This is a genomic window from Microcoleus sp. B6-A1, from assembly GCF_036705085.1.
In the GTDB taxonomy this organism is placed as follows: Bacteria; Cyanobacteriota; Cyanobacteriia; order Cyanobacteriales; family Microcoleaceae; genus Microcoleus.
In genome coordinates, this window is the sequence record NZ_JAUBTU010000090.1 from 1,751 (window position 1) to 28,498 (window position 26,748).

22 protein-coding genes are annotated in these 26,748 nt (G+C 44.4%); 17 read left to right on the forward strand and 5 right to left on the reverse strand.

Annotation, left to right across the window (positions count from 1 at the left end; translation table 11 throughout):
• Positions 1 to 183 precede the first annotated feature (183 nt).
• The 10 genes from QUB11_RS25300 to QUB11_RS25345 all read left to right on the forward strand — a co-directional run bounded on the left by QUB11_RS25300 (position 184) and on the right by QUB11_RS25345 (position 14,119).
• Positions 184 to 1,092 carry a sugar ABC transporter permease gene (locus QUB11_RS25300; protein ID WP_333202245.1) on the forward strand — a complete coding sequence of 303 codons (909 nt, stop codon included), beginning with the start codon at positions 184 to 186 and terminating at the stop codon, positions 1,090 to 1,092.
• Between the two features lie 71 nt (positions 1,093 to 1,163).
• On the forward strand, positions 1,164 to 2,027 hold the full coding sequence (locus QUB11_RS25305) for a carbohydrate ABC transporter permease (protein ID WP_333097940.1): 864 nt from the start codon (positions 1,164 to 1,166) through the stop codon (positions 2,025 to 2,027).
• A gap of 146 nt (positions 2,028 to 2,173) precedes the next feature.
• Positions 2,174 to 3,256 (forward strand): ABC transporter ATP-binding protein, encoded by a 1,083-nt coding sequence (locus QUB11_RS25310; protein ID WP_333202247.1) that lies wholly within the window; start codon positions 2,174 to 2,176, stop codon positions 3,254 to 3,256.
• A 333-nt stretch (positions 3,257 to 3,589) separates the two neighbouring features.
• The gene (locus QUB11_RS25315; protein ID WP_333202249.1) at positions 3,590 to 3,937 is read left to right on the forward strand and encodes a hypothetical protein; all 348 of its coding nucleotides are present in this window, start codon (positions 3,590 to 3,592) and stop codon (positions 3,935 to 3,937) included.
• A 516-nt stretch (positions 3,938 to 4,453) separates the two neighbouring features.
• Positions 4,454 to 4,891 carry a DUF3574 domain-containing protein gene (locus QUB11_RS25320; RefSeq protein ID WP_333202251.1) on the forward strand — a complete coding sequence of 146 codons (438 nt, stop codon included), beginning with the start codon at positions 4,454 to 4,456 and terminating at the stop codon, positions 4,889 to 4,891.
• 162 nt (positions 4,892 to 5,053) lie between these two features.
• On the forward strand, positions 5,054 to 5,257 hold the full coding sequence (locus QUB11_RS25325) for a hypothetical protein (protein WP_333202253.1): 204 nt from the start codon (positions 5,054 to 5,056) through the stop codon (positions 5,255 to 5,257).
• A gap of 479 nt (positions 5,258 to 5,736) precedes the next feature.
• The gene (locus QUB11_RS25330) at positions 5,737 to 6,246 is read left to right on the forward strand and encodes a hypothetical protein (protein ID WP_333202255.1); all 510 of its coding nucleotides are present in this window, start codon (positions 5,737 to 5,739) and stop codon (positions 6,244 to 6,246) included.
• Between the two features lie 271 nt (positions 6,247 to 6,517).
• Positions 6,518 to 8,569, forward strand: a complete 2,052-nt coding sequence (locus tag QUB11_RS25335; RefSeq protein WP_333202257.1) for an ABC transporter ATP-binding protein — start codon at positions 6,518 to 6,520, stop codon at positions 8,567 to 8,569.
• A gap of 634 nt (positions 8,570 to 9,203) precedes the next feature.
• Positions 9,204 to 12,617, forward strand: coding sequence for a PAS domain S-box protein (locus QUB11_RS25340; RefSeq protein WP_333202259.1), 3,414 nt, complete (start codon positions 9,204 to 9,206; stop codon positions 12,615 to 12,617).
• A 200-nt stretch (positions 12,618 to 12,817) separates the two neighbouring features.
• Positions 12,818 to 14,119 (forward strand): cytochrome P450, encoded by a 1,302-nt coding sequence (locus QUB11_RS25345; RefSeq protein WP_333202261.1) that lies wholly within the window; start codon positions 12,818 to 12,820, stop codon positions 14,117 to 14,119.
• Positions 14,120 to 14,276: 157 nt separating this feature from the next.
• Here the strand turns inward: QUB11_RS25345 and QUB11_RS25350 are convergent, their stop codons facing one another.
• Positions 14,277 to 14,882, reverse strand: coding sequence for a chorismate lyase (locus QUB11_RS25350; protein ID WP_333202263.1), 606 nt, complete (start codon positions 14,880 to 14,882; stop codon positions 14,277 to 14,279).
• A 185-nt stretch (positions 14,883 to 15,067) separates the two neighbouring features.
• On the opposite strand from QUB11_RS25350, the gene QUB11_RS25355 reads away from it, so the two are divergent.
• Complete coding sequence (locus QUB11_RS25355; RefSeq protein WP_333202265.1) at positions 15,068 to 16,687, forward strand: NAD(P)/FAD-dependent oxidoreductase; 1,620 nt, start codon at positions 15,068 to 15,070, stop codon at positions 16,685 to 16,687.
• 7 nt (positions 16,688 to 16,694) lie between these two features.
• Here QUB11_RS25355 and QUB11_RS25360 read toward each other — a convergent pair whose 3' ends face one another.
• Genes QUB11_RS25360 through QUB11_RS25370 form a run of 3 tightly spaced genes read right to left on the reverse strand, consistent with a single transcriptional unit; the run spans position 16,695 to position 17,991 of the window.
• Positions 16,695 to 17,033 carry a XisI protein gene (locus QUB11_RS25360; protein ID WP_333142928.1) on the reverse strand — a complete coding sequence of 113 codons (339 nt, stop codon included), beginning with the start codon at positions 17,031 to 17,033 and terminating at the stop codon, positions 16,695 to 16,697.
• On the reverse strand, positions 17,021 to 17,461 hold the full coding sequence (locus QUB11_RS25365) for an element excision factor XisH family protein (protein WP_333202391.1): 441 nt from the start codon (positions 17,459 to 17,461) through the stop codon (positions 17,021 to 17,023). Before QUB11_RS25365 ends, QUB11_RS25360 begins: the two co-directional genes overlap by 13 nt.
• Positions 17,440 to 17,991: an acireductone dioxygenase gene (locus tag QUB11_RS25370; RefSeq protein ID WP_333142980.1), complete on the reverse strand. Its 552-nt coding sequence runs from the start codon at positions 17,989 to 17,991 to the stop codon at positions 17,440 to 17,442. Before QUB11_RS25370 ends, QUB11_RS25365 begins: the two co-directional genes overlap by 22 nt.
• Positions 17,992 to 18,218: 227 nt before the next feature.
• Here QUB11_RS25370 and QUB11_RS25375 point away from each other — a divergent pair, with 227 nt between their 5' ends.
• From QUB11_RS25375 to QUB11_RS25390, 4 genes are all read left to right on the forward strand, one after another.
• Positions 18,219 to 19,184 (forward strand): M48 family metallopeptidase, encoded by a 966-nt coding sequence (locus QUB11_RS25375; RefSeq protein WP_333202267.1) that lies wholly within the window; start codon positions 18,219 to 18,221, stop codon positions 19,182 to 19,184.
• Between the two features lie 224 nt (positions 19,185 to 19,408).
• Complete coding sequence (locus tag QUB11_RS25380; RefSeq protein ID WP_333202269.1) at positions 19,409 to 19,834, forward strand: DUF4359 domain-containing protein; 426 nt, start codon at positions 19,409 to 19,411, stop codon at positions 19,832 to 19,834.
• Between the two features lie 227 nt (positions 19,835 to 20,061).
• A complete protein-coding gene (locus tag QUB11_RS25385) occupies positions 20,062 to 20,628 on the forward strand; it encodes a TerD family protein (protein WP_333202271.1) in 567 nt (188 codons plus the stop codon).
• 407 nt (positions 20,629 to 21,035) lie between these two features.
• Positions 21,036 to 23,009 carry a TerD family protein gene (locus tag QUB11_RS25390; RefSeq protein ID WP_333256574.1) on the forward strand — a complete coding sequence of 658 codons (1,974 nt, stop codon included), beginning with the start codon at positions 21,036 to 21,038 and terminating at the stop codon, positions 23,007 to 23,009.
• Positions 23,010 to 23,021: 12 nt separating this feature from the next.
• Here QUB11_RS25390 and QUB11_RS25395 read toward each other — a convergent pair whose 3' ends face one another.
• Positions 23,022 to 24,416: a glycosyltransferase gene (locus QUB11_RS25395; protein WP_333391981.1), complete on the reverse strand. Its 1,395-nt coding sequence runs from the start codon at positions 24,414 to 24,416 to the stop codon at positions 23,022 to 23,024.
• 99 nt (positions 24,417 to 24,515) lie between these two features.
• On the opposite strand from QUB11_RS25395, the gene QUB11_RS25400 reads away from it, so the two are divergent.
• Positions 24,516 to 25,760 (forward strand): ATP-binding protein, encoded by a 1,245-nt coding sequence (locus QUB11_RS25400; RefSeq protein WP_333202277.1) that lies wholly within the window; start codon positions 24,516 to 24,518, stop codon positions 25,758 to 25,760.
• A complete protein-coding gene (locus tag QUB11_RS25405) occupies positions 25,753 to 26,385 on the forward strand; it encodes an RloB family protein (protein WP_333202279.1) in 633 nt (210 codons plus the stop codon). Before QUB11_RS25400 ends, QUB11_RS25405 begins: the two co-directional genes overlap by 8 nt.
• The last annotated feature ends 363 nt before the right edge of the window (positions 26,386 to 26,748 follow it).

The window sequence follows — 26,748 nt, forward strand, 5'->3', positions numbered from 1 at the left end:
TTCCACAAAGAGTTAGAAACAGGCAAGATGCCTGTTCCACAAAGAGTTAGAAACAGGCAAGATGCCTGTTCCACAAAGAGTTAGAAACAGGCAAGATGCCTGTTCCACAAACCAGTTAATTCAATTGTGGGGAGTAGGGGTTGGGCTTCTAGCCCGCCAAAAAATAAATTAAAGGTGAACAATATGCAATTAGACAAGATGCGACAGCGCGAACAAAAAACCGGATGGATATTAGTAGCACCAGCTTTGATAATTCTGATGCTAGTATTTGCTTACCCAATATTACGCGCTTTTTGGCTGAGTTTATTCACCCAAAACCTCGGTACTGAATTAAAACTGGTTTTTTCCGGTTTTGCTAACTACAGTCGAATGTTAGGCGACGGGCGTTTCTGGCAAACTTTAGGCAACACCACAGTATTTACAGTCGCCTCTGTTGTGCTGGAATTAATTCTCGGTATGGGCATTGCCTTAGTATTAAATCAATCCTTCGCAGGGCGCGGCATTGTTCGCACAATCTCCTTGCTACCTTGGGCTTTGCCCACTGCATTGATGGGAGTAGCTTGGGCGTGGATTTTTAACGACCAATACGGCGTAATTAACGACATTTTGAGGCGATTAGGATTGATTCAAAACAGCATTAGCTGGCTGGGAGATCCGACTTTGGCAATGATGGCAGTAATTACAGCAGATGTGTGGAAAACTACGCCCTTTGTCAGCTTGCTTTTGCTAGCGGGATTGCAATCAATTCCCGGTGATTTGTACGAAGCCCACGCGATTGACGGCGCGAGTAGCTGGCAGAGTTTCCGTCAAGTTACCGTGCCTCTGCTGATGCCCCAAATTGTGATTGCTGTGCTGTTTCGATTTGCCCAATCTTTCGGCATTTTTGACTTGATTCAGGTGATGACGGGAGGGGGGCCGGCGGGGGCAACGGAGACGGTTTCTATCTACATTTACAGCACGGTAATGAGGTATTTAGACTTTGGGTATGGGGCGGCTTTGGTGGTGTGTACTTTTTTGCTGTTAGTGGCAGCAGTTGCGATCGCCGCTTATCTGTTATCGAGAGCCCGCACCAATGCAGCCGGAGGAAACTAAGACGATTTTAGATTTGGGATTTTAGATTTTAGATAACCAACAGTTGCACTTTTATTTCATTGGTATAAATTATGTCGATCGCCCGCGAACAACCCACGAAAAAAACCTTTAACATCCGGCAATTAATCTTGCCAATCTCAGCGCTCTTAATTGTCGCCTATTTCCTCGCACCTATTATCTGGCAGGTGCTAACTTCTTTCAAAGTAAATGCAGATATTTCGGCGATTCCCAACATCTACATTCCCAAACGAATTACTTTCGAGCATTACCTGTCCCTTTTCCAGCGCCGCCCGTTTGCACTTTACATTTTAAATAGCGCTTTTGTTTCCATTACTTCAACATTACTGTGTTTAGCAGTAGGCGCTCCCGCAGCTTACGCTTTAGCCCGGTTGCGGCTGTGGGGCGAGAGAATCATCCTGGCAACTGTGACGATTGTGACGCTATTTCCGGCGGTGCTGCTATTTTTGGGACTGCTGGAAATTGTCAAAGCTTTGGATTTAGGCAATAATTATTTAGCCTTAATTATTCCTTACACCGCGATCAATTTGCCGCTGACAATTTTGGTGATGCGAAGTTTCTTTCAACAGTTGCCAAAAGATTTGGAAGATGCCGCTAAAGTTGACGGCTACAACACTTTTCAAATGCTGTGGCAAATCGTACTGCCGATGACATTTCCCGCGTTAGTCACAACTGGAATTTTGACATTTATTTCAGCTTGGAACGAGTTTATTTTTGCACTAACATTTATGACTCGCGAATCTCTGAAAACAATCCCCGTCGCAACTGCTCAACTCAGCGGGGTGTCAGTCTTTGAGATTCCTTACGGGCCGATCGCCGCAGCTACCGTTTTGGGAACTTTGCCCTTGGTTTTGCTGGTTTTGGTGTTCCAGCGACGCATTGTTCAGGGTTTAACTGCGGGGGCTGTAAAAGGATAAATCGATTTTAGATTTTAGATTTTAGATTTTAGATTGGAGAGTAGTCAGTAGTCAGTAGTCAAACAAGCAACAAAAGATTAATCCGTGTATCCGTGTTTATCCGTGTCGTGCTGTTCTTAGCAATTCCCAATTACCCATTAAAAATCATGGCAAAATTGCAACTCAAAAACCTCAATAAAACCTACAGCCCTAAAGTAGTTCCCGTAAAAGACATTAGTTTGGATGTCAGCGAAGGGGAATTTCTGACTTTGTTGGGGCCGTCGGGGTGTGGCAAATCTACGACGCTGCGGTTAATTGCAGGGTTAGAACAGCCGACTAGGGGCGAGATTAGAATTGGCGATCGCGATGTCACTTATCTCAGACCGGGCGATCGGGATATTGCAATGGTTTTTCAAAGTTACGCGCTTTATCCGCACATGACAGTATACGAGAATATGGCATCGAGCCTCAAACTTCGCAAAATCTCCTCCGGTGAAATCAACCGGTTAGTGACAGAAGTTGCAACATCCCTCGGATTGACGGAATTAATCGATCGCAAACCAGGAAAACTATCAGGCGGACAGCGGCAGCGAGTCGCCCTCGGCCGCGCATTAGTGCGCCAACCGGAAGTATTTTTGCTCGACGAACCTTTGAGCAATCTCGACGCATTATTGCGGGAAAAAGTTAGGGCCGAACTCAAACAATTATTTTCCTCCCAAAAAGCTCCTGTAGTGTACGTAACTCACGACCAAACCGAAGCAATGACGCTTTCTACCAAAGTCGCAGTTCTCAACAGTGGCAACGTGCAGCAGCTCGATCCGCCACACTTAATTTATACCCGTCCTGCAAATCAGTTTGTAGCCGGTTTTGTGGGCAGCCCGCAAATGAATTTGCTAGTGCTTAAATGCCAGGGCAATTTTGCGATTTTGGGCGATTTTCGAGTTCGACTACCAGATATGCCGACTGTGCCGCCAGAAATTGTGTTAGGAATTCGCCCGGAACACGTCGGCTTTGCAGATGTAGAGGCCGGCAATATGTCGGCCCCAGAGGCAATTAAAGGTGAGGTTTTTTTAGTGGAAAACTTGGGAATGCAAAATTTACTTAGCGTCCGAGTTAAAGGTTTGGAGTCAGTAACGGTGCGGGCTTTGCTGCCAAATGACCGCCACTGGAATTCCGAAATTGTAGAGCTGGTTTTTGGGCCTCAGTTGCTGCACTGGTTTGACGTGAAAACGGGCGATCGCTTGCAATAAGAATTTGCCCTGCAGAGCATGATTGATTAAAAATTGTCTAACCATGTGTATAAAAATATGTTTTTTGCTTCTAACTAAGTTATGACTTTAGTTAGAGGTAGAACTATTTGGCTGCTGTTAACGTGATATTCATGTGTGAAAAAGCTAATTGGCTGACACATAGGTGGCGTGTTTACCAGATTTTATCGCTAACCTATAACTCTATTTAGGTAGTTAATGGCAAGTTGAAGCTAAGTTGGCTTTACCTCGCGTTCGCTGCTGATTTTGGAGCGAGTCAATTAGATGAAAAAATGTTGAAAATTATCACCAATCAACTTAGGGAGTATTACTGAGATGAATTTGATTTCCACAGCCATTGCTCGCATCAGTTCCCTACTTAAGGGCTTTCAAATTAAGAGTTTTTTGAGTGTTGTCCTAGTTGGTTTTCTGGTGCTGACAACCACTGTTGATTCGGGACGCACTAACAAAGGTTTTGGCGCGCAAGCCAGCTCAAAGGCTGATCTAACCAATCCTGAAAGACCCCAAACAACACGGGAATGGAGGCAAGAAGCTCGCGAAACCTCAGACTCTCCCGGCGAACGAGCTCAGAAGATTGGGCAAGAGGCAGGAGCAGCCGTGAAAGAAATGGGGGAGATGTATCAAGACACTGCTAAGAGAAGTATCCGCGAATTAAAGGATTAGTAGCTCCACCTAAAAAAATATAACACTTTGAGAAACCTGATTGCTTTCGGGGCGCAGCCAAGAGTGCTCGCCCTTCCGGGTTTCTGAACACCTGAAAAGTTTGACGTTTAAATAAGTTGAGCTACTTAATACGGCAGACGCAATCAAGTAGGCGAGCATAAATAAACTAGAACAGATGCTCAAAAACCCAGTTTCACCTGAGAAACTGGGTTTTTGAGTTGGAAGCCTTTTATGTTAAATTAAATCCATTGTGACTTAGCTAGCCTCTGGAATACGAGTTCGAGGTCAAACTACGCAAACTTTCGTCTCTTTCCCTTTAGACGAATAAATAAGTGGTAAAGCGCTTAGGTTGCACCTCACATCTTGCACCATTCTCAGGAACAGGCTTTCCGGCCTGTTCCACAAAGAGTGAATTTTCTTGTGGAACAGGCCGGAAAGCCTGTTCATACAAAGCTTATTGAGAATGGTGCAACATCTCAGTTGCACCCTACATATAGAAGTTGCAGGTAATTCCTGATGAATAAACATCTTAAAAGTCTTTGCTTGACCGGCGTGCTGTTCATCCTGCCTGTTTGTCCGGCGACAATTGCCCACGCTCAACTTCCCGAAACTTCGGATACTCATGCCAAGCAAACAAATCTCCTCAAAGATGAACTGTATTTTGGCTTAACAAAACCGGGAGGCGAGACAATTTCTGAATCAGAATGGCAGGAGTTTGTCAAGGCAGTTATTACCCCTCGCTTTCGGGAGGGGCTAACCGTATTAGACGGCTCCGGGCAGTTTCTCAACAGATCGGGAATTCTGATTAGAGAAAACTCTAAAATAGTTATTTTAATTTATGAAAGTAGTCCGGAAAAGAATCAAGCTATTCATGAAATTATCGAAACTTACAAGCGCACTTTCCAGCAAGAGTCAGTGTTGCGGGCCACCAGCGAAGTTAAGGTTTCTTTCTGATGCGGTCATCGAATCAGTGTATTTATGATATTATTTGTGCTGAGCAAGGTCATATCCTCAAAGACAAGTAGGGTGCGGGTGCAAGAAAAATCATAATTTGTGGGTATCGATCGCACACTGCAAAAAATCGCTAGAAAAACCTGCCCGGGAGAAAACAAAAACATGATGAACGACGGCAACCAAAAAGCTGAAGCGCCTGAAAGCGAGGATGCACAAAATTTGTCCGGCATGGCGAAAGCTTTTATTGTGAGCATGGCTTGGTCTTACGCAGAGGCATTGGAGCGCATGAAACGATCGCGAAATCCACAGGAACCCGCGCCGGAATCTCCGACAGAACAAGTCGAACCCGATACTGAAAAAAATTAATGACAGACTATTAATGCGATCGATTTACCAAAATATCTGGGGGTGCGATCGAACGCAATAGTCAATTAGCTGTTTTGAGTTAAGAACAATCTACTCAGAACAGCGAACTGTGCAGCTTAAGCCGGATTTGTATTGGATTTTACAACAATAAAAAAAACTGGAAGCCCCGTGACCAAGAATTCCTTGATGGTACCCGCCACGTGATTTATCCGTGGAATCAATCCAAAATCTAAAATCTAAAATTCTTAAGCACCAGAATTTATCCGTGGGGTCAATCCAAAATCCAAAATCTAAAATCTAAAATCTAAAATCGAATGACCCTTCAACAAGCTCAGGAAAAGCTTTAGTCCGGGGGTGACAACTGCACTGCAGGTTGGAAGCTCAACCTATATCTATCCCAAAAAGGGATTTAAACTAAACAAAGTACGGTTTTACCGCTACAGTGTACAAAACAAATAACCAATTTTTAGATCGGTCTCATGTCTAATTCAAAAATGATTGGTAAAGCGATCGCAGGTAGCCTTTGCTTGGGCATCCTCATTAGCTTCAACGCCTCACTCGGCCCCGCATCCGCAGCAACACCAACAATTGCTGAAGCTACAGCCCCGGCCACCAGCAACATCGACACGCAACTCCTAGGCCAATGGCAAGGCACAGTCCCCTCCGGTCAGTCTTTCACCTTCGTCTTTGCCCCAGAAGGCAAATTGTTTCTCATGGCTAAAGGCCCCGACGGAGCCGCCCGCGCCAAAGAAATGAGATACAAAGTTAATCTCGGTGAAAAACCGATGCACCTTGATGTCGGCCTCAGCAGCACAGAAACCGTTGAGACTGTTTTTGAGTTGACTGCCGAAGGTCAAATGCGCCTTCAGTTGCAAGGCACCAATCCCGGACAGGCCAGACCTAATTCCTTAAACGAACAGGCAACCGTGTTTAAAAAGGTCTCCGAGGCCACTGCACTGCCTGCTGACACTCAAGTCATTGGTTTTTGAGGAAAATTGCAGGCAGAAGGCATTTATCGCAATTGTCAATTGAGTGAGGTACTGATTGGGATTTTCGATTTTCGATTTTCGATTGCGAAATTGGTAAGACAGCCGGCGAGTACCTCACCTGATTGAGAGCGGCTATAACTAGCTCTGAGTTTTCTGATTGCCACGCTTCGCGAGGAACGAAGCAATCTTAAAACTTTCCCCGTGCCTTCTGCCTTGAACAGGCCCTGCTACAATCCACTTAATCTCCCTTTAATTTTTGCCATAGACTTCCATGAGTGAAACCGTCCTAGAAGTTCGCAACCTGCAGGTTCAATTTCAATCTGCCGACGCAGGCGATGTGTCTGCAACTGTCAAAGCGGTTGACGGCATTTCGTTTGAGGTCAAGCGAGGGCAAACTCTGGGCATCGTGGGAGAGTCGGGGTCGGGAAAATCGGTAACATCCCTCGCTGTTATGGGTTTGCTTTCGAGTTCGTCAACCAAAATCGATGGCGAAATTTGGTTTTCTCCGACAAAAGACGGCGTTAGCAATGGGCCTGTGAATCTCCTGGAAATGCCGGACAGGGAAAAACAAACATACCGCGGCAGCCAGATTGCGACGATTTTTCAAGAGCCGATGAGCTCGCTAAATCCCGTTTATACGATCGGATTTCAACTCACAGAAGCCATTTGTTTGCACCAACAGGTGTCGCAGACAGAAGCGCGACGCCAAGCTGCTTCTTTGCTGCAAGAAGTGAAGCTGCTACCGGCAGACGATGAGATCAGGCAGCGGTGTTTGGCTTTGCGGCAAGAGCATTCCCGGACTGCTGCGGGGAATCAAGCACTTATGGAGGACGATCGCGATTTGATGCAGCTCGTCAACGGCCAAAAACAAGCTATGCTCGATCGCTATCCCCACGAACTCTCTGGCGGTCAAATCCAGCGCGTGATGATTGCAATGGCCATTTCTTGCAATCCAACTTTATTAATTGCTGATGAACCGACCACGGCTTTGGACGTAACCGTGCAGGCAACAATCTTAGCTTTGCTGCGCGAGTTGCGCGACTCTAGAGGCATGGCAATGATTTTTATTACCCACGATTTGGGCGTCATTGCGGAAATTGGCGATACGGTGGCGGTGATGTACCGAGGCAAGATTGTTGAGTGCGGTGCGATCGAACAAATTTTCAGCAATCCCCAACATCCTTACACAAAAGGTTTATTAGCTTGCCGCCCAACTCTCGATCGGCAAAGGCGCCGCTTGCCGACAGTTTCCGATTTTATGGATGTCACCACAAATGCTAGCGGCGAATTAGTAATTGTCGAGAAAAATGCCGATTTAGACGGCGACAACAGCGGGGGAAATCCCGCTTTTGCAACAGGAAAACCGCCTCGGCTGCCGAATATTTCCGAGCCTTTGCTAGCTGTTGATAACTTGCGAGTCGGTTTTCCGGTTCAGGGAATGTTTGGCGAAACTAAACGCTTATTTATGGCGGTAAACGATATTTCTTTTGAGGTTTATCCGGGCGAGACTTTGGGTTTGGTGGGTGAGTCTGGCTGCGGCAAATCAACTTTGGCGAGAGCTTTGCTGCAATTAATTCCCATCGCCAGCGGTAAAGTGTTTTTTGAAGGTCAAGAAATTACGCCTCCTGCGAAAAGTAGTTCGGCATCGCAGTGGATGGCTAATTATCGGATGAAAAAAGAGTACGATCGCAAATTGCGCTGGCTGCGGCGCGATCTGCAAATTATTTTTCAAGATCCTTTTAGTTCTCTCGATCCGCGCCTAAATGTTGGGGATGCGGTGATGGAACCGATGGTGATTCACCGCTTTGGTAAGAACCAGAAAGAACAGCGCGAGCGCGCTGCTTATTTGTTGGATAGAGTGGGTTTAAATCCCGATTTTATGCGGCGCTACCCTCACGAGTTTTCGGGTGGACAGAGACAGCGAATTTGTATTGCTAGAGCTTTGGCTTTGAATCCTAAGTTTATTATTTGCGATGAGTCGGTTTCGGCATTAGATGTGTCGGTGCAGGCGCAAGTTTTAAATTTGCTGAAGGAGTTGCAAACAGAGTTTGGACTGACTTATATTTTTATTTCTCACGATTTGAGCGTGGTCAAGTTTATGAGCGATCGCGCGATCGTCATGAACAAAGGTAAAATCGAAGAAATTGGCACTGCCGAGCGCATTTACCGCCAACCGCAGCAAGCTTACACGCGGCAACTCATAGCTTCTATTCCTGCCGGGAATTTGGAGCGAATTCGGCAACAGCAATTAGGCCGCAAATCTGCTTTGGGTGCTGTGGCGCCTTGGCCCCCATCGCCTGCTGATGAATCACAACAAAATTGATATCTAGTGTTTTCAACTCGTAACAATTACCAATTGCCCGTTACCAATTACTAATTAGCCCTTACGCGCGAACATAGGAGTGCAACGAAAAACTGCTACCAATATTTTTGTCATTTTATCTTCAGAAATCCACAGTTTATCTTTATTTGAACTTCATAATTTATGGTCAAATTCAACCTGATTGAACTTGACTAATATGCCTGGTTGTTCAACCCACAGCCAGCGCGCTCCACGCAGTATTTTCCTACATCAAACCAGGTCATTCCTGGACGGCAAAAGTCGTATAACACGCTACTATAACGCGCCAAGCTGCTTCAGGCGAACCCTACATAATTAGGTTCTACGTCCAGGATTAGCTAGATTAGGCCAAATGTCCAATGACTAAGAGCAATATGTAGCGTAGTATTATAGATAAACTCTCTCTATGAGTCGGAAAAACTAGAAAATGCCCACCCCAGCTAAAAAGAGATTACTCCCTAATTCCGTAAATACACTTAATTCTATGGTCGGTTTGCGTAGATTTACGCAAATTTTAAAACGCTAGATTTCGCAAGCTAGGAAAGTTTAACAATATTTAAACAGCTTTATTGTAATTTTGGCTCACCGCACGTAAAACGGGATCAAAAGTAAAAAAATGAAATCTTCTGTTCGTATCGAAGAATCAAAAAGCACTAAATTATCGAACTTACTGCACGTGTTGTGGACAAAAATTACGGCAGCAGTCACCCGAATAGAAAAGGCAGAAGGCAGCAAGGAGTATGAAAAAAAAATTAGCGTAGGGACGATCGCCCCTGGCAGTTTATTCTCAATTTTGATAATTGTACTGCTTGTCTTAAACGGGTGGCTCGTAGCTGGCAGCGGTGATAATTTCTACGATAGCCAACTCGCCCTGGGATTTTTGGGAATAGCAAATATTGTCTTTTTGGCGGTATCGGCGCGCTCAAACGCATCTGCTGTCGTAGCCCAAAACGATCGCCCATCCAGCGAACCCAACGGGGGCGATCGCTTTTTTAGCCTCTCGCTAGATCTGCTGTGCGTCCTTAGTTTTGACGGTTATATAACACTCATCAACCCAGCAGCAGAAAAAATACTCGGCTATTCCCCAGCCGAAATGGTTGGCAAACTCTTCCTTGAATTCGTGCATCCAGACGATCGCGAAATTACTTTAAAAGAAGCTGAAAGTATTGCTGCGGGGAATAATACCGTTGGGTTTGAAAACCGCTGGCGCTGTCGCAACGGTTCTTACAAGTGGATAGCCTGGACTGCTACCCGTTTCTGCGAGGAAGAATTGATCTATGGTGTTGGCCGCGACATTTCCGCTCAAGAACAAGCAGAAGCAGCGCTGCAAGAGAGTCAGCGTTTTATCGAACAAATTGCCAATGCTACTCCGAATATTCTCTATGTCTACGACGAGATCGAGCAGCGAAATGTGTACAACAACCGCGAAATCAATGTCGCGCTGGGCTATACCGTCGAAGAAGTTCAAAAAATGGGCAGCAGTCTGTTGCCTACCATTATCCACCCTGATGATTTAGCTAAATTTCCAGAATATTTGCAGCAATTGGAAACTGGTCCCGACGGCGAAGTTGGTGAGTACGAATATCGGGTGCGCGACAAAAAAGGCTGTTGGCGCTGGCTAGTCAGCCGGGAAATTGTGTTTAGCAGAACAGAGGAGGGAAAAATTAAGCAGCGTCTCGGTGCTGCTACGGACATTACAGAGCGCAAAATAGCAGAACAAGCTTTAGCAGAACAATTAAAACTTTCTTTATTCACAGCAGATGTGGGAATTGGTCTAACTCAAAACCAGACTTTGCTTGCAACTTTGCAATATTGCGCCGATGCAGTTGTGCGCCATTTGGATGTTGCCTTTGCTCGGATTTGGACGTTGAATGAAGAGGGAAATGTATTGCAACTGCAAGCAAGCGCGGGGATATATACTCACATTGACGGCGCTCACAGCCGCATTGCTGTCGGTGAGTTCAAGATTGGTTTAATCGCCCTGGAGCGACAACCTCACATCACTAATTGTGTGCAAGAAGATCCTCGCATCAAGGACAAAAAATGGGCCGAACGAGAAGGAATGGTGGCTTTTGCTGGATATCCGCTAATTGTTGACAATCAGTTGCTGGGAGTAATCGCGATGTTTGCTCGCCAGGAGTTGAATGAATCAACGCTGATTGCTTTGGCCTCAAGTGCCGATACGATCGCCCTGGGGATTAAGCGCAAACAAACAGAAGAAGCTCTCGCCCGACAAAAGCAAACTTTGAGGGCAATTATTGACAACGCTCCGATCTGGGTATGGCTGACAAATGCTAGCGGGCGGATGTTATTAATTAACAAAACTTTCTGCGAAGATGTGGCTATACCTGAATCAAGATTTTTAGCAGCATCTCACTATTCCGAAGTTTTGGGATTAGAAGCATCGGCTAAGTGCATGGAATCTGACGTGCAAGCCTGGAGCCAAAATATTCCCTGTTATACTGAAGAAGTGATGCAGCTTGCTGATGGTAAAGAACATTATTTGGAGACAATTAAAACTAAGGTCAAAGATGATTTTGGTAACGCAATCGGCTTAATCGGTTTAGGTTTGGACGTTACAAAACAAAAAGAATCTCAAAGACAGTTGCAAAAGTCGGAAGCGAGATTCCGCAAGTTAGCGGAGCAGGAAACGCTGCTGAACCAGCTAGCTAGCAATATCCGCGAATCTCTGGATTTAGATACTATTTTGGCAACAACCGTGCAGCAAATTCGCGACTTGCTGCAAGTCGATCGCTGTATTTTTATCTGGTATTTGCCCGACGCTTCGCCACCTGCTTGGGATGTCGTCCACGAAGCTAAAAATGATGATTTGTTCTCGCTTTTGGGTTATTTCCCTGCTGACATAACGGGTACGCTACCGCAAAAAATCGCTAATTTGGAAGTTTATCAAATAGATGATGTTGCAACTGTCAGCGATCCCGTCGAACAAAAATTCTTTTTGGAGCTTGGTTGCAAGTCTGTCTTGGATTTACCGATTAAAAGTGCCGGGGGTTTAACTGGTGTTGTTGGCTGCGTTTCTTGCAGGGAGGCACGCAAGTGGACAAAAGAGGAAGTGGAGTTAATGGAGGCAATTGGCGATCAATTGGGCATCGCCATCAGTCAATCTGAACTTTACACTAAAAGCGTCGATTCAGCTCGGATAGCGCAAGAACAAGCAGCCAAACTCGAAGTAACTCTGTGCGAACTCCAGCAAGCTCAAACTCAGCTCGTGCAGGCAGAAAAAATGTCTAGTCTCGGTCAGATGGTAGCAGGAATCGCCCACGAAATCAATAACCCGGTCAGCTTTATCTTCGGCAATCTTACCTATACAGAAGAATACGCCAGAAACCTGATGAAACTGGTGCAAATGTATCGAGATGAATACCCGGAACCTTCTCCAGCTCTTCAGGAGGAAATAGAAGTTTTAGAGCTGGATTTCGTGCTAGACGACTTGCCGAAAATGCTGTCTTCTATGCAGATGGGAGCTACTCGCATCCGGGATATCGTGCGGAGTTTGCGGAATTTCTCTCGCCTTGATGAATCTGACATGAAAAAGGTTAACATTCACGAAGGCATCGACAGCACATTGATGATTTTAGAACACCGTCTGAAAGTTCAGCCCGATCGCCCAGCAATTCAACTCGTTAAAGAATACGGGAAATTGCCACTGGTGGAGTGCTACGCCGGACTGTTGAATCAGGTGTTTATGAATATTATTGCTAACGCTATTGATGTGTTACAAGAACCGCTCGAAAATCCGGGAATTATCCGCATTAGTACAGAGGTAGAAGGTACTCTCGCTGTGATTAGAATTGCTGATAACGGTGCAGGTATCAGCGATCAAGTCAAGCAACGGATATTTGACCCCTTCTATACTACCAAACGGGTCGGTTCAGGAACGGGGATGGGTTTAGCGATTTCCCATTCAATTATTGTCGAAAAACATAAAGGTGAAATCAAGTGTTTCTCGGTGGTGGGGAAAGGTACTGAATTTATAATCGAGATTCCGATTAAAAGGACAGAAAATTAAATGGTTTTTCGGCAAAATACTAAGGTGGCTCAGTTGAAAAAACCATATTTTTTTTGTACTAACCTTAAGACTGATGCACCCGACAGACTACCAACAGAGAAAAGTTATTTTTCCCTAAATTTGTCTGGTGCGTATTGCCAGCCCTCCAACTAAAATTGATATGATATTAAAAATCACAAATCACAAATCACAAATCACATATGGCATTACCTCCCGGCAGTTTAGGTTTACCCCTAATTGGCGATACCCTCAACTTTTTGCAAGATTCCCAATTTGCCAAAAAACGCCACCAGCAGTACGGATCCATTTTCAAAACCAGCATTTTCGGACAGCCTACCGTGTTTATGCGTGGCCAAGAGGCTAGTTTGTTTGTTTTAAGCAATGACAACCAATATTTTGTTGTGAGTTTTCCTCCGAGTACGAAAGCGCTTTTAGGGCCGCTTTCCTTGTCACTGCAAACGGGTGCTAACCACCTAAATCGGCGCAAGTTGCTGTACCAAGCGTTTCAGCCGCGAGCTTTGGTTGGCTACATCGGCGGGATGGAAGATATCACTCAGCGCTATTTGGAAAAATGGGAAAAAATGGAAACCCTGACTTGGTATCCCGAACTGAGAAATTATACTTTTGATGTGGCGGGTAAGTTGTTAGTTGGGATTGAAAAGGCTTCGGAAACGGCGCTAGGTAATTATTTTGAAACTTGGTCTAATGGTTTATTTTCGATACCTTTAGATGTGCCTTGGACTAAGTTTGGTAAAGCGAAAAGTAGCAGAAAGTTACTGTTAGCAGAACTGGAAAAGATTATTCGCGATCGCCAAAAAGAAGCCCCTAGTGGCAATGATGCTTTGAGTTTGCTGATTTCGGCTCGCGATGACGAGGGAAATAGTTTGAGTTTGGATGAGTTAAAAGATCAAGTGCTGTTGCTGCTGTTTGCGGGACACGAAACTTTAACTTCGGCGATCGCCTCTTTTTGCCTTCTCCTGGCTCAAAATCCCGATGTGATGGCAAAAGTGCGGGCCGAACAGCAGCAGTTCCCCGCGACTGAACCCCTAACATTGGAACAGCTCAAACAAATGACTTATTTAGAGCAGGTTATGCGAGAAGTGCTGCGTTTGGTTCCACCGGCGGCAGGTGTTTTTCGGACAGTAATTAATGCTTGTGAGTTCGGTGGCTATGAAATTCCCAAGGGTTGGAGCGTGGTTTCTGGGATTACTCAAACCCATCAGGATAGTCAACTTTATCCTGAACCCGATCGATTCGACCCCGATCGATTTAGCTCGGATCGATCGGCTAAACCTTTCAGTTACGTGCCCTTTGGCGGCGGTTTGCGAGAATGTTTGGGCAAAGAATTTGCCCGATTAGAGATGAAGTTGTTTGCAGCAAAGATGGTTCGGGAGTACGAGTGGGATCTGTTACCGGATCAAGATTTGAATTTGATCACAATACCGATGCCTCATCCCCGCGACGGTTTGCGAGTAAAATTTCGTCGAATCAAAATGAAATAAGTAGAAGCTTCAGTTCTACACCCTCCTTATTTTCCTTTTCTTCTTGAGAACAGGCAAAATGCCTGTTCCACAAGAGATGAATTTTACTGTGGGGAGTAGGGGTTGGGCTTCTAGCCCGCCCTGAAAGCCTTATTGATAATGGTGCAAGATCTCAGTCTCAATCCACATCCAATTGCATCGGCCCCAAATACTTAGTTAAATAAGGCGAAAACACCTCATAAATCAGCGTCAGTGGCTTGCCGTGATGCCAAAACAAATAGTGTCGCCCCCAAAAAGGCCCCGACTGTTCAAAAGCTGACTCCAAAGCCACCGAATCACCGCAATAAATGCCCTGCACATCGCGATACAATTCTGTCCGCAGCCTCGCTAAACTAGCCCAAATTGGCAAAGATTTATTTTGTAAATATTCGTCTACGTGGCTCGCTTCCCACCAGGAAGTCGCATAGGCCAGGCGCTGTCCCGAAGCAGTCCGCAGCCACACTTGGCGGCGCAGCCGCGGCCCGGGAACGGCGACAATTTGCTCGGGTGCGCCGTCTGCGCCTTCACCCACTAAGGACATATCGATCACATCTACTTCTGTGGGTTCCCCTGTCAGCAGTTGCAGGTGACGGGTGGGAGAACCGTCGCCCAGGAGCAGTATTTGCCACGCCGGTGCTAGTTTGGTGTGGGGCAAACCCTTCTGTACTGAGTCTTCTGCTCCTTGCCACAGGGGGTTGAGAGCGTGCCAGGTGCGGCTGTTTTTGGGTGTAAATGTTGCAGTCAAGGGTCTTTACAAAACTTAATTTTTTATTTATTATAACGCTTCTGCAATTATCCACTCAAAAATCAAAAATTGCTCGACCGAGGACGATCGCCCATAGGATCTCCGGTTAAATAGTTATAATACTTTTGTTCGGGATTTTTATTCTTCCTTCTTCCTTCTTCTTTCTTCCTTCTTACTTCCACTATATGTTACGAATAACCGAAATAAAACTCCCCCTAGATCATCCTCAAGATGCGATCGCCGATGCCCTTCTCAAAAAGCTGCAAATTCCCCCCGAAGAATTGCTCAGCTATTCCATCTTCAAGCGCAGCTATGATGCTCGTAAAAAAGCAGAAATCCTCCTTGTCTATATTGTGGATGTAGAGACGACACAGGAAAAGCAACTTCTCCAACGCTTCAAAAAAGATCCTCATGTGATGGTAACACCAGACACGAGTTATCGCTATGTAGCCAAAGCCCCCAGCAATTTGACGATTCGCCCCATTGTGATTGGTACAGGGCCCTGCGGTATGTTTGCAGGTCTGATGTTGGCACAAATGGGGTTTCGCCCTATCCTTTTAGAACGCGGAAAAGCTGTGCGCGATCGCACGGCTGATACTTTTGGATTTTGGAAGAAAAAAGCAGAATTCAACCCTGAATCTAACGCTCAGTTTGGCGAAGGTGGTGCGGGTACTTTTTCCGATGGCAAACTCTACAGCCAAGTTAAAGATCCTCAGCATTATGGACGCAAGGTGCTGACGGAACTTGTGAATGCGGGAGCTTCACCAGAAATTTTATATATTAATAAACCGCATATTGGCACGTTCAAACTGGTGGGAATTGTCCAAAGTGTACGCGCCCAAATTGAATCATTAGGCGGAGAAATTCGGTTTCAAACTCGTGTAGAAGATATCCACATCGAAAATGGAAAAGTGCAGGGACTTACCCTCGCTAGCGGAGAATATATTGCTAGTAATTATATAGTTCTGGCGGTGGGACACAGCGCCCGCGATACTTTTGAAATGTTGTTTTCGCGCGGAGTTTACATCGAGGCTAAACCTTTTTCCATTGGTTTTCGGGTGGAACATCCCCAAACTATCATCGATCGCTGTCGTTTTGGCGATCGCGCGGGCCATAAGCTTTTGGGTGCCGCCGATTACAAACTGGTTCACCATTGCCAAAACAATCGTTCTGTGTATAGTTTCTGTATGTGTCCCGGTGGTTTGGTAGTGGCGGCTGCGTCAGAACCGGGGCGACTTGTTACTAATGGGATGAGTCAATATTCTCGCAATGAACGCAATGCTAACAGCGGGATTGTGGTGGGTATCACGCCGGAGGATTATCCCGGTCATCCCTTAGCAGGAATTGAGTTTCAACGTCGCTTAGAAGAACGGGCATTTGAGTTAGGAGGTGGCACTTACAACGCCCCTGGGCAGCTTGTGGGTGATTTTTTGGCAAATCGCCCTTCCACGGCGCTAGGCAGCGTGCAGCCGTCTTATACGCCGGGAGTTGTGATGACTGATTTGAGCGAAAGTTTGCCCGATTATGCGATCGCAGCTATCCGCGAAGCACTTCCGGCTTTTGACAAACAGATTAAAGGATTTGCGATGGATGATGCGGTTTTGACTGGGGTGGAAACGCGCACTTCTTCACCAATTCGGATTAAACGCAAGGAAGATTATCAGAGTTTGAATACAGAAGGCCTTTATCCTGCTGGGGAAGGTGCAGGATATGCGGGTGGAATCCTGTCGGCGGGAATTGATGGGATTAAGGTGGCGGAGGCGGTTGCTTTGAGCATATTGCGATCTGTAAATCACAAAGTTTGAGGCTGGATCAACCAACTGCAAATTCGGTGTATTGTCGGACATGAGGTGCATGATACGCCAGCACAATTTCCTGGGATGGGACACCTCGTGCTACTAACTGATCGGCGATCGCTTCTTCAGTCCCGTCATGCTGCACCCAAATTTTCCCATCTTTAATATCTACATGAATCACACAGCCATAAATCCGAGTGCTACCGTTTTTCCAACCCACATTTACAAGTTGATAGCGATCCTTTACCAGATCGAAAATCGTCTCGCTGGAAACTGGATCGCTAGGCGATCGTCGCTGGGATCGCTCAGTTAGCAACTCCTGAATATATTGACGATACAAACTTACTTTATCCATTGAGAAATCTCCTCTTTTTCGGTATCGTAAACTAAAAGCGGAATTTGATTGCGTTCAATCACCCTTTGAATAAATGAGTATTTGAAAAATCTTTTGTAAATATCTAATGGAATTGCCAAGTAAAGAGTTCTATCGGGATCGTCATCTTCTAATGCAATCCGATAGTTAATAAATTGTCCCACTGCGGTATGAAATTCTGAAATCGTCGAGGGTGCCAAAAACGTTTTGATTTCAACCGCAATTTTTTCATTATCCTTTGTCGCTGCTAATAACTGTTCTGCACCCAGATCGATATAAAAATCAACAAATCCCAGATCGATATGATAAGGATCATGAGTAATTGTCCAATCCTGATTTTGGAGGGCAGTCTTGACGAGTTCATGAAACTTATCTTTAGCTGGCCTATTTAAACGATGGCTAAGCCCGATCGAATTTCCGTATCGGTATACTCCGGCGTCCAGCCTTCTTGCGTGGTAAAATAGCGCACCGCTTTAATTTTCCGGGCTGCTGTCAAATAAAACCAGTGTTCTGTATTCGCCGGCACGTTGATAAATTCTTCCGGCTGCACAGTGAGTTCGACTTGGCTACCGTCGGGCCGCACGAAGCCGAAAATGCCCTCGCCTGCTACGATATAGCGGACTTCATCATCGGCGTGGATGTGGCACTTGTTGAATTTGGACAGCAAGGTGTCGAGGTTGGGAATGTCTGGGTGCAGTACAATTAAGTCTCGCGATTGATAGCCTGCCGTTTCCTTGAGTTGTTGAAAGTAGCCGTCGAGGCCTTGCAGCACTTGCTCTTTTTGATTGTCGTCAAGAGCATCTTTAGCTAACAAATTTTGAATTTCAGCGCTGTCACCCACGGGCCAGCGGTTGAGTTGAATGTTTAAGGAAGCGAGTTCTCGGGTAATGTCGCTTTGTTGAGTGTAGGTTGTACCGTTTTCGAGTTGCAGGATAGCCATTTTTGCACGTTCCAATTTTTGGGTGAGGCGATACACAGGCACTGTGAAAGATGTTTGTCGATCGCGCCTGTACCAGAACCACAATTTTAACGCTAATTTGAACAGGCTTTCCGGCCTGTTCCACAACAGTTCAATATTTGTCGCGATAATATTGATAAGTCAGGCGCCAGCTAGCACCCGCTGCGATCGGCAATACTGATATCTTAAATGTAACTTTTGCAACAACTATGCCTACTTATACGGGAATTTCTAGCGAAGCATTTCAACATCCCCTCGATCGCCAAGCTGAGGAAGCGCTGCGAAGCGTGCCTGGATTTGACTTAATTGCCAGCAAATTTGTAGAATTTATCTACGAACGACCGCAATTCGTTTACCTAATGGGAAATAGCATTCAAGTCGGCCCACGCCAATATGCCAGCATTTATCATATATTTCGCGAGTGCGTGCAGGCTTTAGATGTTTTTCCAGAACCAGGTTTGTTTGTTTCTCAGAATCCCTCAGTTAACAGCTATGCCCTGGGAAAAAACCAGCCTTATGTAGTATTAAACACTGGTCTTTTAGACTTGTTGGACGAGGCGGAACTGCGGGTAGTCTTGGCTCACGAGTTGGGACACATTAAATGCGGCCATCCAACTTTAAATCAAATGGCGATGTGGGCGATGAGCGTGGCATCGACAATTGGCGAGATGACTTTCGGGCTGGGAAATATGGTCGGTAGCGGTTTAATTTTCGCTTTTTACGAGTGGCGTCGCAAGGCTGAATTATCGGCAGACCGGGCGGCTTTGTTGGTAACAGATGACTTGAACAGTGTGATGAAGACGATGATGAAACTTGCGGGAGTTAGCAGTAAATATGCTGACCAATGCAGTTTGCAAGAATTTATCCGCCAGTCTGACAACTATCAAGAGCTCGATCGAGACAATCTCAACCAAGTGTATAAGTTTTTACTTTACAACGGCGGCCAAGGTGTGATGCTGAGTCACCCTTTCCCGGTGGAACGGCTGCGATATTTGCGAGACTGGGCCAGTTCCGAGGAATACCGCCAAATTAAGCTAGGAAACTACAAGCGGGCTGTAGCTGAAGGTGCGGTTGATGTGAAGTCGCAAACGCCTAACAGTGAGACGGAGGCTTTGCGCCGTCAGATTGAAGAGTTGCAGCGGGAGATCGATCGGCAAAAATCAAAGCGAAACTAAGTTTAAATTCCTCGTTCCCAGGCAGAGCCTGGGAACCAGCTAAATGTTTGTTGAAGATTTACCGGATTTGAGGGAGGGAGAAACGTAAAAGGAAGGTAGGCCAGTCAGAGACTTACTCGCAACTCGCCTCCAATCTAAAAACTGTCCCCTCCTTTCGGAAATCTGTATCTGGGGAGGTGTAGTTTAAATCAAGAGAAGCTTATAAATCAACGGGGCTAAAAAAAATGATTATTGATAACGCAATGAATACTAACAAGCCAACTTCTAATTTTTTCGGCAATGTGGGAAAAGTCGCGATCGCCCTGACTCTTCTGGCTGCCGGCATGGCATTTACAAATCCTGGGAGAGATCAATACCTAACTTATGCTTCCGGCGTACTCCAAACCGAGTTGGAAAACACTGTGTGCAAAGATTCTCGCGTGCCGAAAGCTTTGGGCGGCATTACAGATACTTTGATCGGCAGTTGCAAGAATTTGCTGACTTCGCAGCGGGGCACGATCGAAAGCTTGCTCGACAATACAACGCAGCGTCAAAACTTAGGTGTGGTCAGTATTTACACCACTGAATTAGGCAAAAAAAGCTATCAAACGGTTGGAGCTTTTGGTAATTTTGTTACCCTGCCACCGAGTTCTGAAAATGCTCAAAATTAGAGTCAAATTAAGTTCAATTGTTGAAACCGGGTTTTGTAGAAAGCCCGGTTTTTGCTTACGTAATTCTCTCTCAGTAAATCTCAATAACTTCGGAGAGCGGTAGCACCTCTTTTTAATGAGGCCCGCTATTAGAGACAAAATATTAAGTTTTCTTAAAGAAGAAATGTTATTGTGCCACTTAATATTAACATTAACGCTATAAAGTTTGATGTTTAACAAATAAGTAGATGGCAATGCAATTAAGTAAGGGTGAGAGATTTAATATCTCTAAAGAAGCGCCCGGTTTAAAAAAAATGGCGATCGCCCTCGGTTGGCAGGTGACAGAGGCAGGACAAAGCTACGAGATTGATGTCTCTGCTTTTATGCTAGGTGCTGACGGCAAAATACCTAACGATAAATATTTGATCTTTTACAATAATTTGCAATCCTTTGACAATTCGGTACTGCAAGTGATTCGGGATAAAAACAACCGAAATCAAGAGAATAAAACTATTTACGGCGTTATCTTAAAAAGAGTTAATCCTGAAATTGAGGAAATAACTTTTGTTGTCACTATTGACGAAGCCGATAAAATCAAGGCAAATTTTAGCAATATCAAAAATGCTTTTATCAAAATTATCAATTTGGATACGGGAAGCGAACTTGTTCGGTATGAATTAAAAGAGAATTTTTCGCGAGAGACTGCTGTAGAATTTGGTCGTTTGTATAGAAAGAGTGGAGAGTGGAGGTTTCAGGCGGTAGGAGCAGGATATCAGGCAGGATTGCAGAGTTTTGTTGACAAGTATTGCAGCTAAAGTAGTAATAATATTGCTCCAACTACTAACGAGTGGGCAGCGGCAACCGCAGATAATTTGCAGTTGCCGGTTTGGGAGTTGGAGGTGGAGTCAGAACCGGAAGCGGAACAGTCTAGTCTGGAGCTTTTGGTAAATTTGTTACCTTGTTACCTAGTTCTGAAAATGCTCAAAAGTAGGGTCAAATTAAGTTAAATTGTAGAAATCGGTTTGGGAGAAAGCAAGATTTTAAATTACGTAATTCTACTTAAGTAAATCTCAATATATTCAGATACAGGGAGCACATATTTTTAATCAAGCCCGCTATTAAAAGCAAAATATTAAGTTTTATTGAAGATAAAGATTATCCGGTGACTTAATATTAAGATAAACACTATAAAGTTTGATATTTAACAAATAAGCAGATGGCAATGCAATTAAGTAAGGGTGAGAGATTTAATATCTCTAAAGAAGCGCCCGGTTTAAAAAAAATGGCGATCGCCCTCGGTTGGCAGGTGACAGAGGCAGGACAAAGCTACGAGATTGATGTCTCTGCGTTTATGCTAGGTGCTGACGGCAAACTACCTAACGATAAATATTTTATTTTTTACAATAATCTGCAATCCTGCGATGGTTCGGTGCTGCAATCGATTCCTGAGAAAAACAACCGAGGTCAAGAGAATAAGAGTATTTACGGCGTTATTTTAGAGAAAATCAATCCTGAAATTGAGGAAATAACTTTTGCCGTCACTATTCACGAAGCAGATAAAATCAAGGCAAATTTTAGCAATATCAAAAATTCTTTTATCAAAATTACCAATTTGGATACGGGAAGCCAACTTGTTCGGTATGAATTAAAAGAGAATTTTTCGCGAGAGACTGGTGTAGAATTTGGTCGTTTGTATAAAAAGAATGGAGAGTGGAGATTTCAGGCGGTAGGAGAAGGATATCAGACAGGATTGCAGAGTTTGGTTGACAAGTATTACAGCGGAAATAGCAATAATATTGCTCCCATTAGTAGGGAGTTGACAGCGGGAACAGCAGCAGATGATTTGCAGTTGCCTGCTTGGGATTTGGAGGTGGATTCAGAACCGGAAGGGGAACAGTCTCGTCAGACTCGAAGGGTACAGCAATCACGAATTAACAATCAAGTTAATAATTCGCGAAGCCGCAAAATACCCGCAGCTTTATTAGCAGGTTTAGGGGTTTTGGTGTTGGGAACAAGTGTAGGGACGATCGCCTTTATGCGATCGGCAAATGAAACGCTGAAGCAAGCGAAAATACGGGCAGTTGAAACGCAGAATGCAGGGAAAGCCACCGATGTAAATCTGCTCAGAAGTTTCGATAAACGACTTAAAGAAACGCTCGCGAATTTAGAGAAAATTCCTAACTTCCCCGGCTTTGGGTATCAGCAAGCTAGAGCAGATTTACTTAAACTGCGCCCCAGTTTGGTTCCTGTACAGCAAAACTTACAGGCGGCAGAAAGTCTAGCAACGGCTCAAAAATTGGCGATGGAAGCTGCTGTGGTTGTGCAAAAACCGCCTCATCCGATCGAAGTTTGGCAGCAGTCGCAAAGTAAATGGCAACAGGCGATCGCACTTTTAGAAGCGATCGATTCACGTACACCTGTTTATAATCTAGCTCAAAATAAGTTATCTAATTACCGAGCCAATCGCGCTGTTATCAGTCAAAGAGTTGCGATCGCTCAAAAAGCGGCAAATTTCAGCAACCAAGGTTCTTTGAAAGTTCAAAAGGGAGATGTTCCGGGGGCGATCGCAAATTTTACTCAGGCTTTAGCGTTGAATCCGAACATACCTCAAGCTTACCTCGGATTGGGGATTGCTACTGGCCAACAGGGAAACAAGCAGCAGGCAATTTACAATTACGATCGAGCGCTGCAATTTAATCCTAACTTGGCAGAAGCTTATTTCGGTCGCGGTCAAGCATACTATGAATTGGGAAACAAGCAAAAGGCGATCGGGGATTACGAACAAGCTATTCGCGTTAATCCTAATTATGGTTTGGCTTATTTGGAACGAGGTGCTATTCGCTGTATGTTGGGAACAAAATCGCAAGCAGTAGCAGATTTTCAACAAGCGGGAGAACTTTTCTCAAAGCAAGGAGACGGAAATAATTACAAACTAGCACAAAGCTTTATTAAAGATTGTCAAGAACCGAGTGTACAGGCTGCAATCTGCGATTATCGAAGGAACATAGACTCCTTCGGCCGAGCCTGCGGTCGATCTGTTAATGTTCCGATTATAATTAGAAGAAAATCGGCGATCGATACCTCAAACTCTGAGTCTACTGATGTTAAAAGCAGTAGCAGCGTTGAAAAAATCTCGCCTGCAAATTCTGATAGCAGCAGTACAAGAACTCGCAGCAGGAGAAGAAGTAAAAGGTAAACGGCTGTTGCATTAGTTAGTAGATGACAAAATCTGCTGGTAAGCATCGATGGTTTGTTGGGCGATCGCCTCCCAGTTATAATGCTTTTTGGCATACTCTTGACCGTTCAATCCCCGCCGTTGGCGCTCCTGTGGATTGAGAAGTGCTGATTTGATTGAATTGGTGATCGCCCCTATTTCCAAAGGTTCTACCCAACCAGCTTCTGCTTGCTGTATGTCTTCCGCAATATGTATGCGATCGGAAATGGCGACAGGTACACCCGCGGCCATTGCTTCTGCTACAGCAATGCCAAAGTTTTCGTAATAAGAAGGCAATACAAATAAGTCGGCTTTTGTCAATAGTTCAACTTTTAAATCACCGCTCACAAAGCCAGTTATTGTTGTGTATTTTGCTAAGCTTGAATTGTGAATTTGTACTTTAATTTGTGTTTCATAATCAGCATCTTGGGGATTTGAACCAGCTAAAATAAAGTGAAACTCTATGCCAGATGCCCAAATACTTTCTAATGCTGGAATTAACAAATCAAGCCCTTTTTTAGGTTCAATTCGCGACATAAATAAGATAATTGGCACTTGAGATTCTCGCAATCTCTTAGGAAACAAACCTGCTGTCACCCCCAATGGAATCACCAAATCCCGTGGCACATGCATCTTGCCTGTGCTGCCCAAATCCCGTGGCACAGGCATCTTGCCTGTGAAGTCCAAATCCCGTGGCACAGGCATCTTGCCTGTGGAGTCCAAATCCCGTGGCACAGGCATCTTGCCTGTGAAGTCCAAATCCCGTGGCACAGGCATCTTGCCTGTGGAGTCCAAATCCCGTGGCACAGGCATCTTGCCTGTGGAGTCCAAATCCCGTGGCACAGGCATCTTGCCTGTGCTACCCAAACCAAATCTTTCTGAGATTTTAGCCTCTTCTTTACTTGTGAAATGAATTGCAGCAGCACCTGCTAAATTAGGGCGTTCTAAAAGCGTGGCATAAATCTGTTTCAAGCGCTTTTTTTTCTGCAAATCGGCAGGGTCAAGCATACCGCAGGGACGCATAATATATGGCAAATGATGATATCTTGCAATTGTAGCCGCGAGGGTAGTTACTGGTGAGAAAAGAGCGTGAATGTGAGCCAAGTCAAACTGTCGCGCGTTTTCATTTAACCACTGCAATAACGAGAGAGAAAACTTATATCTACGAAACGGAGAACAGCGGAAATAAATAATTTGATAACCGCTTTGTTTTATTGGTTGATTTAAAGGAACATCTAAAGGAAGTTGACCGATATCTCCGTTAGAATCTGTGGTGATAATTGTGACATCGATGCCTTGGGAAGCGAGGGCCGCAGAAAGTCCGAGTACCATTTGACTCGGCCCGCCGTAGACGAGGGAAATTGAGGGGATAATTTGGAGAATTCGCATGGTTAGCACTTGGTGTTAGCTGAGGTAGCTGGTTGTGTTATTATAGAAAGAATTGCAAAATTTGCACGTTATACTAATTTAGGCGATCGGAGGCAAGTTATGCTGATTGGATTCAGCGTCGGCAACTACAAATCTTTTAAAGAAACTGTCACCCTCAGCCTGGTAGCTTCGTCAATTACTGAGGAAGACAAAGAGCTGGATGAAAATAATGTATTCCCAATTAATGATAAGTTAAGCTTACTCAAAAGTGCTGCTATTTATGGAGCTAACGCCAGTGGTAAGAGCAACATTGTTGCTGCTATTAACTTTATGAAATGGTTTGTCCTCAACTCATCCAAAGAAACGCAAGTTTCAGACGCGATCGATATTGAAGCATTCAGGCTAAGTACGGAGACAGAAAAAGAGCCGTCTTTCTTTGAAATCGTTTTTCTACTCGAAGGCAAAACTTTTAGGTACGGTTTTGAGGTGAACGCGCGGGAAGTTGTTTCTGAGTGGCTATTTCAAGCTGATGACAGTGAAGAAAAAATGCTTTTTGAACGGGATTTTGATAATTATATATTAGATGATTTCCCAGAGGGACAAGGCATTAGCGATAAAACCCGAAGTAATGCTTTATTTCTTTCTGTAGTCGCACAATTTAATGGTAAAATTTCTGGCAAAATATTGCTGTGGTTCAGTAAAACTTTGCAATTGATATCAGGCTTGCAAGATACACAATACCGCGAGGAAACTTTAGAGTCTTTTGAGAACGATCGCCACAGACATGATATTATTGAATTTATCAAGAAATTAGACTTAGGGATTGCTGATATTCAAATCAAAAAGTATATTTCCCAGAAAACCGCTATGTTCGGTATATATGAAGTAGGCGTGAAAACAGTTCACCCGAAATATGATGCTGACGGTAAGCGAACTTCGATCGAATCATTCGATATCGAAACGCATGAATCCGAGGGAACAAACAAACTATTTGCATTAGCAGGCATTCTCCTGGATACTTTAAGGACAGGAAAAATTTTATTAATTGATGAACTTGATGCCAGACTTCATCCGCTGATTACTCGCGAATTAATCTGCTTATTCAATTCTAACGAGACTAATCCGCACAACGCACAGCTTATATTCACTACACACGACACAAACTTGCTCAGTAGTAAAAGTTTTCGCAAAGATCAAATATGGTTTACCGAAAAAGACAACAAAGGCGCTACTGATTTGTACTCTTTGGTAGAGTATAAAGTCGGAAAAGATGCCTCATTCGAGCGCGATTACATTATCGGCAAGTATGGCGCTATCCCTTTTATTGGTAATTTTAAAGAACTAATAGGTGAACTTCATGAATAAAAAAAGTTCGTCTAGAAGAACAAATATTGATTACTACAATAGAAAGGTTAAAACTAGAAGATGGTTTTTAATCGTGTGCGAAGGTGAGAAAACAGAACCCAACTATTTTAGAAGTTTCCCGGTAGACACAAATGTAATTAAGCTGGATATCAAAGGAGAAGGAAAAAATACGAAGAGTTTAGTAGAAAAAGCTATTGAGTTAAAAAACGACACAGAATCCGACGAAAAAGACCGATTTTGGTGCGTGTTCGATCGCGATAAAAACCCTAAAAATCCTAACGACTCGCAAAATTTTAATTCAGCCATAACTCTTGCAAGAAATAACGGCATTGACGTAGCTTATTCAAATGATGCTTTTGAATTGTGGTATTTGCTGCACTTCCATTTTTATAATACGGGAATTTCTCGCCAGGATTATCAAAATATGCTAACCAAGTTATTGGGACACGAGTATAAGAAAAACAGCGAGACGATTTATGAGGAACTAAAAGACAAACAGCAGGATGCAATTAAACACGCCAAACGGCTTTTACAGGAATACGATCGCCCCAATCCTGAAACGGACAATCCTTCAACAACAGTACATTTGCTAGTCGAAGAACTTAACAGTTTTCTTCCTGATTGATGAGGAATTTTGGCAGTACATACATCTGATAATCAAAAGACCTCAAACACCCGGTTTCTTCGTATATTTCTCGTGACCGAAAGCATCCAGGATACAAGCCCGCGGATTCATCCGTCCAGAAATAAAAAACGTATATCCGATGAAACTTGCCGAACGTATTTATCCGTGGGGTCAAGGCTTCAATCTAAAATCTAAAATCTAAAATTTAAAATCGATTGACTCGTCGCAAAACTCGTAGAAAGCGGGTTTCTAGCCGCCCCATGCGTAAGCCCTGCAACTTTCACTGGGTAGTCCCCTGAAGGAAAGGATCGAGAGAATAAAACTGAATTCAAAGAAAAGTAGGCATTTAGAGTTGTAAATTAG

What these genes read in the sequence shown, in the direction of transcription:
- QUB11_RS25300 (WP_333202245.1), top strand. Translation starts at nt 184, where the DNA reads ATGCAATTAGACAAGATGCGACAGCGCGAACAAAAAACCGGATGGATA.
- QUB11_RS25305 (WP_333097940.1), top strand. Translation starts at nt 1,164, where the DNA reads ATGTCGATCGCCCGCGAACAACCCACGAAAAAAACCTTTAACATCCGG.
- QUB11_RS25310 (WP_333202247.1), top strand. Translation starts at nt 2,174, where the DNA reads ATGGCAAAATTGCAACTCAAAAACCTCAATAAAACCTACAGCCCTAAA.
- QUB11_RS25315 (WP_333202249.1), top strand. Translation starts at nt 3,590, where the DNA reads ATGAATTTGATTTCCACAGCCATTGCTCGCATCAGTTCCCTACTTAAG.
- QUB11_RS25320 (WP_333202251.1), top strand. Translation starts at nt 4,454, where the DNA reads ATGAATAAACATCTTAAAAGTCTTTGCTTGACCGGCGTGCTGTTCATC.
- QUB11_RS25325 (WP_333202253.1), top strand. Translation starts at nt 5,054, where the DNA reads ATGATGAACGACGGCAACCAAAAAGCTGAAGCGCCTGAAAGCGAGGAT.
- QUB11_RS25330 (WP_333202255.1), top strand. Translation starts at nt 5,737, where the DNA reads ATGTCTAATTCAAAAATGATTGGTAAAGCGATCGCAGGTAGCCTTTGC.
- QUB11_RS25335 (WP_333202257.1), top strand. Translation starts at nt 6,518, where the DNA reads ATGAGTGAAACCGTCCTAGAAGTTCGCAACCTGCAGGTTCAATTTCAA.
- QUB11_RS25340 (WP_333202259.1), top strand. Translation starts at nt 9,204, where the DNA reads ATGAAATCTTCTGTTCGTATCGAAGAATCAAAAAGCACTAAATTATCG.
- QUB11_RS25345 (WP_333202261.1), top strand. Translation starts at nt 12,818, where the DNA reads ATGGCATTACCTCCCGGCAGTTTAGGTTTACCCCTAATTGGCGATACC.
- QUB11_RS25355 (WP_333202265.1), top strand. Translation starts at nt 15,068, where the DNA reads ATGTTACGAATAACCGAAATAAAACTCCCCCTAGATCATCCTCAAGAT.
- QUB11_RS25360 (WP_333142928.1), bottom strand. Translation starts at nt 17,033, where the DNA reads ATGGATAAAGTAAGTTTGTATCGTCAATATATTCAGGAGTTGCTAACT.
- QUB11_RS25370 (WP_333142980.1), bottom strand. Translation starts at nt 17,991, where the DNA reads ATGGCTATCCTGCAACTCGAAAACGGTACAACCTACACTCAACAAAGC.
- QUB11_RS25375 (WP_333202267.1), top strand. Translation starts at nt 18,219, where the DNA reads ATGCCTACTTATACGGGAATTTCTAGCGAAGCATTTCAACATCCCCTC.
- QUB11_RS25380 (WP_333202269.1), top strand. Translation starts at nt 19,409, where the DNA reads ATGATTATTGATAACGCAATGAATACTAACAAGCCAACTTCTAATTTT.
- QUB11_RS25385 (WP_333202271.1), top strand. Translation starts at nt 20,062, where the DNA reads ATGGCAATGCAATTAAGTAAGGGTGAGAGATTTAATATCTCTAAAGAA.
- QUB11_RS25390 (WP_333256574.1), top strand. Translation starts at nt 21,036, where the DNA reads ATGCAATTAAGTAAGGGTGAGAGATTTAATATCTCTAAAGAAGCGCCC.
- QUB11_RS25395 (WP_333391981.1), bottom strand. Translation starts at nt 24,416, where the DNA reads ATGCGAATTCTCCAAATTATCCCCTCAATTTCCCTCGTCTACGGCGGG.
- QUB11_RS25400 (WP_333202277.1), top strand. Translation starts at nt 24,516, where the DNA reads ATGCTGATTGGATTCAGCGTCGGCAACTACAAATCTTTTAAAGAAACT.
- QUB11_RS25405 (WP_333202279.1), top strand. Translation starts at nt 25,753, where the DNA reads ATGAATAAAAAAAGTTCGTCTAGAAGAACAAATATTGATTACTACAAT.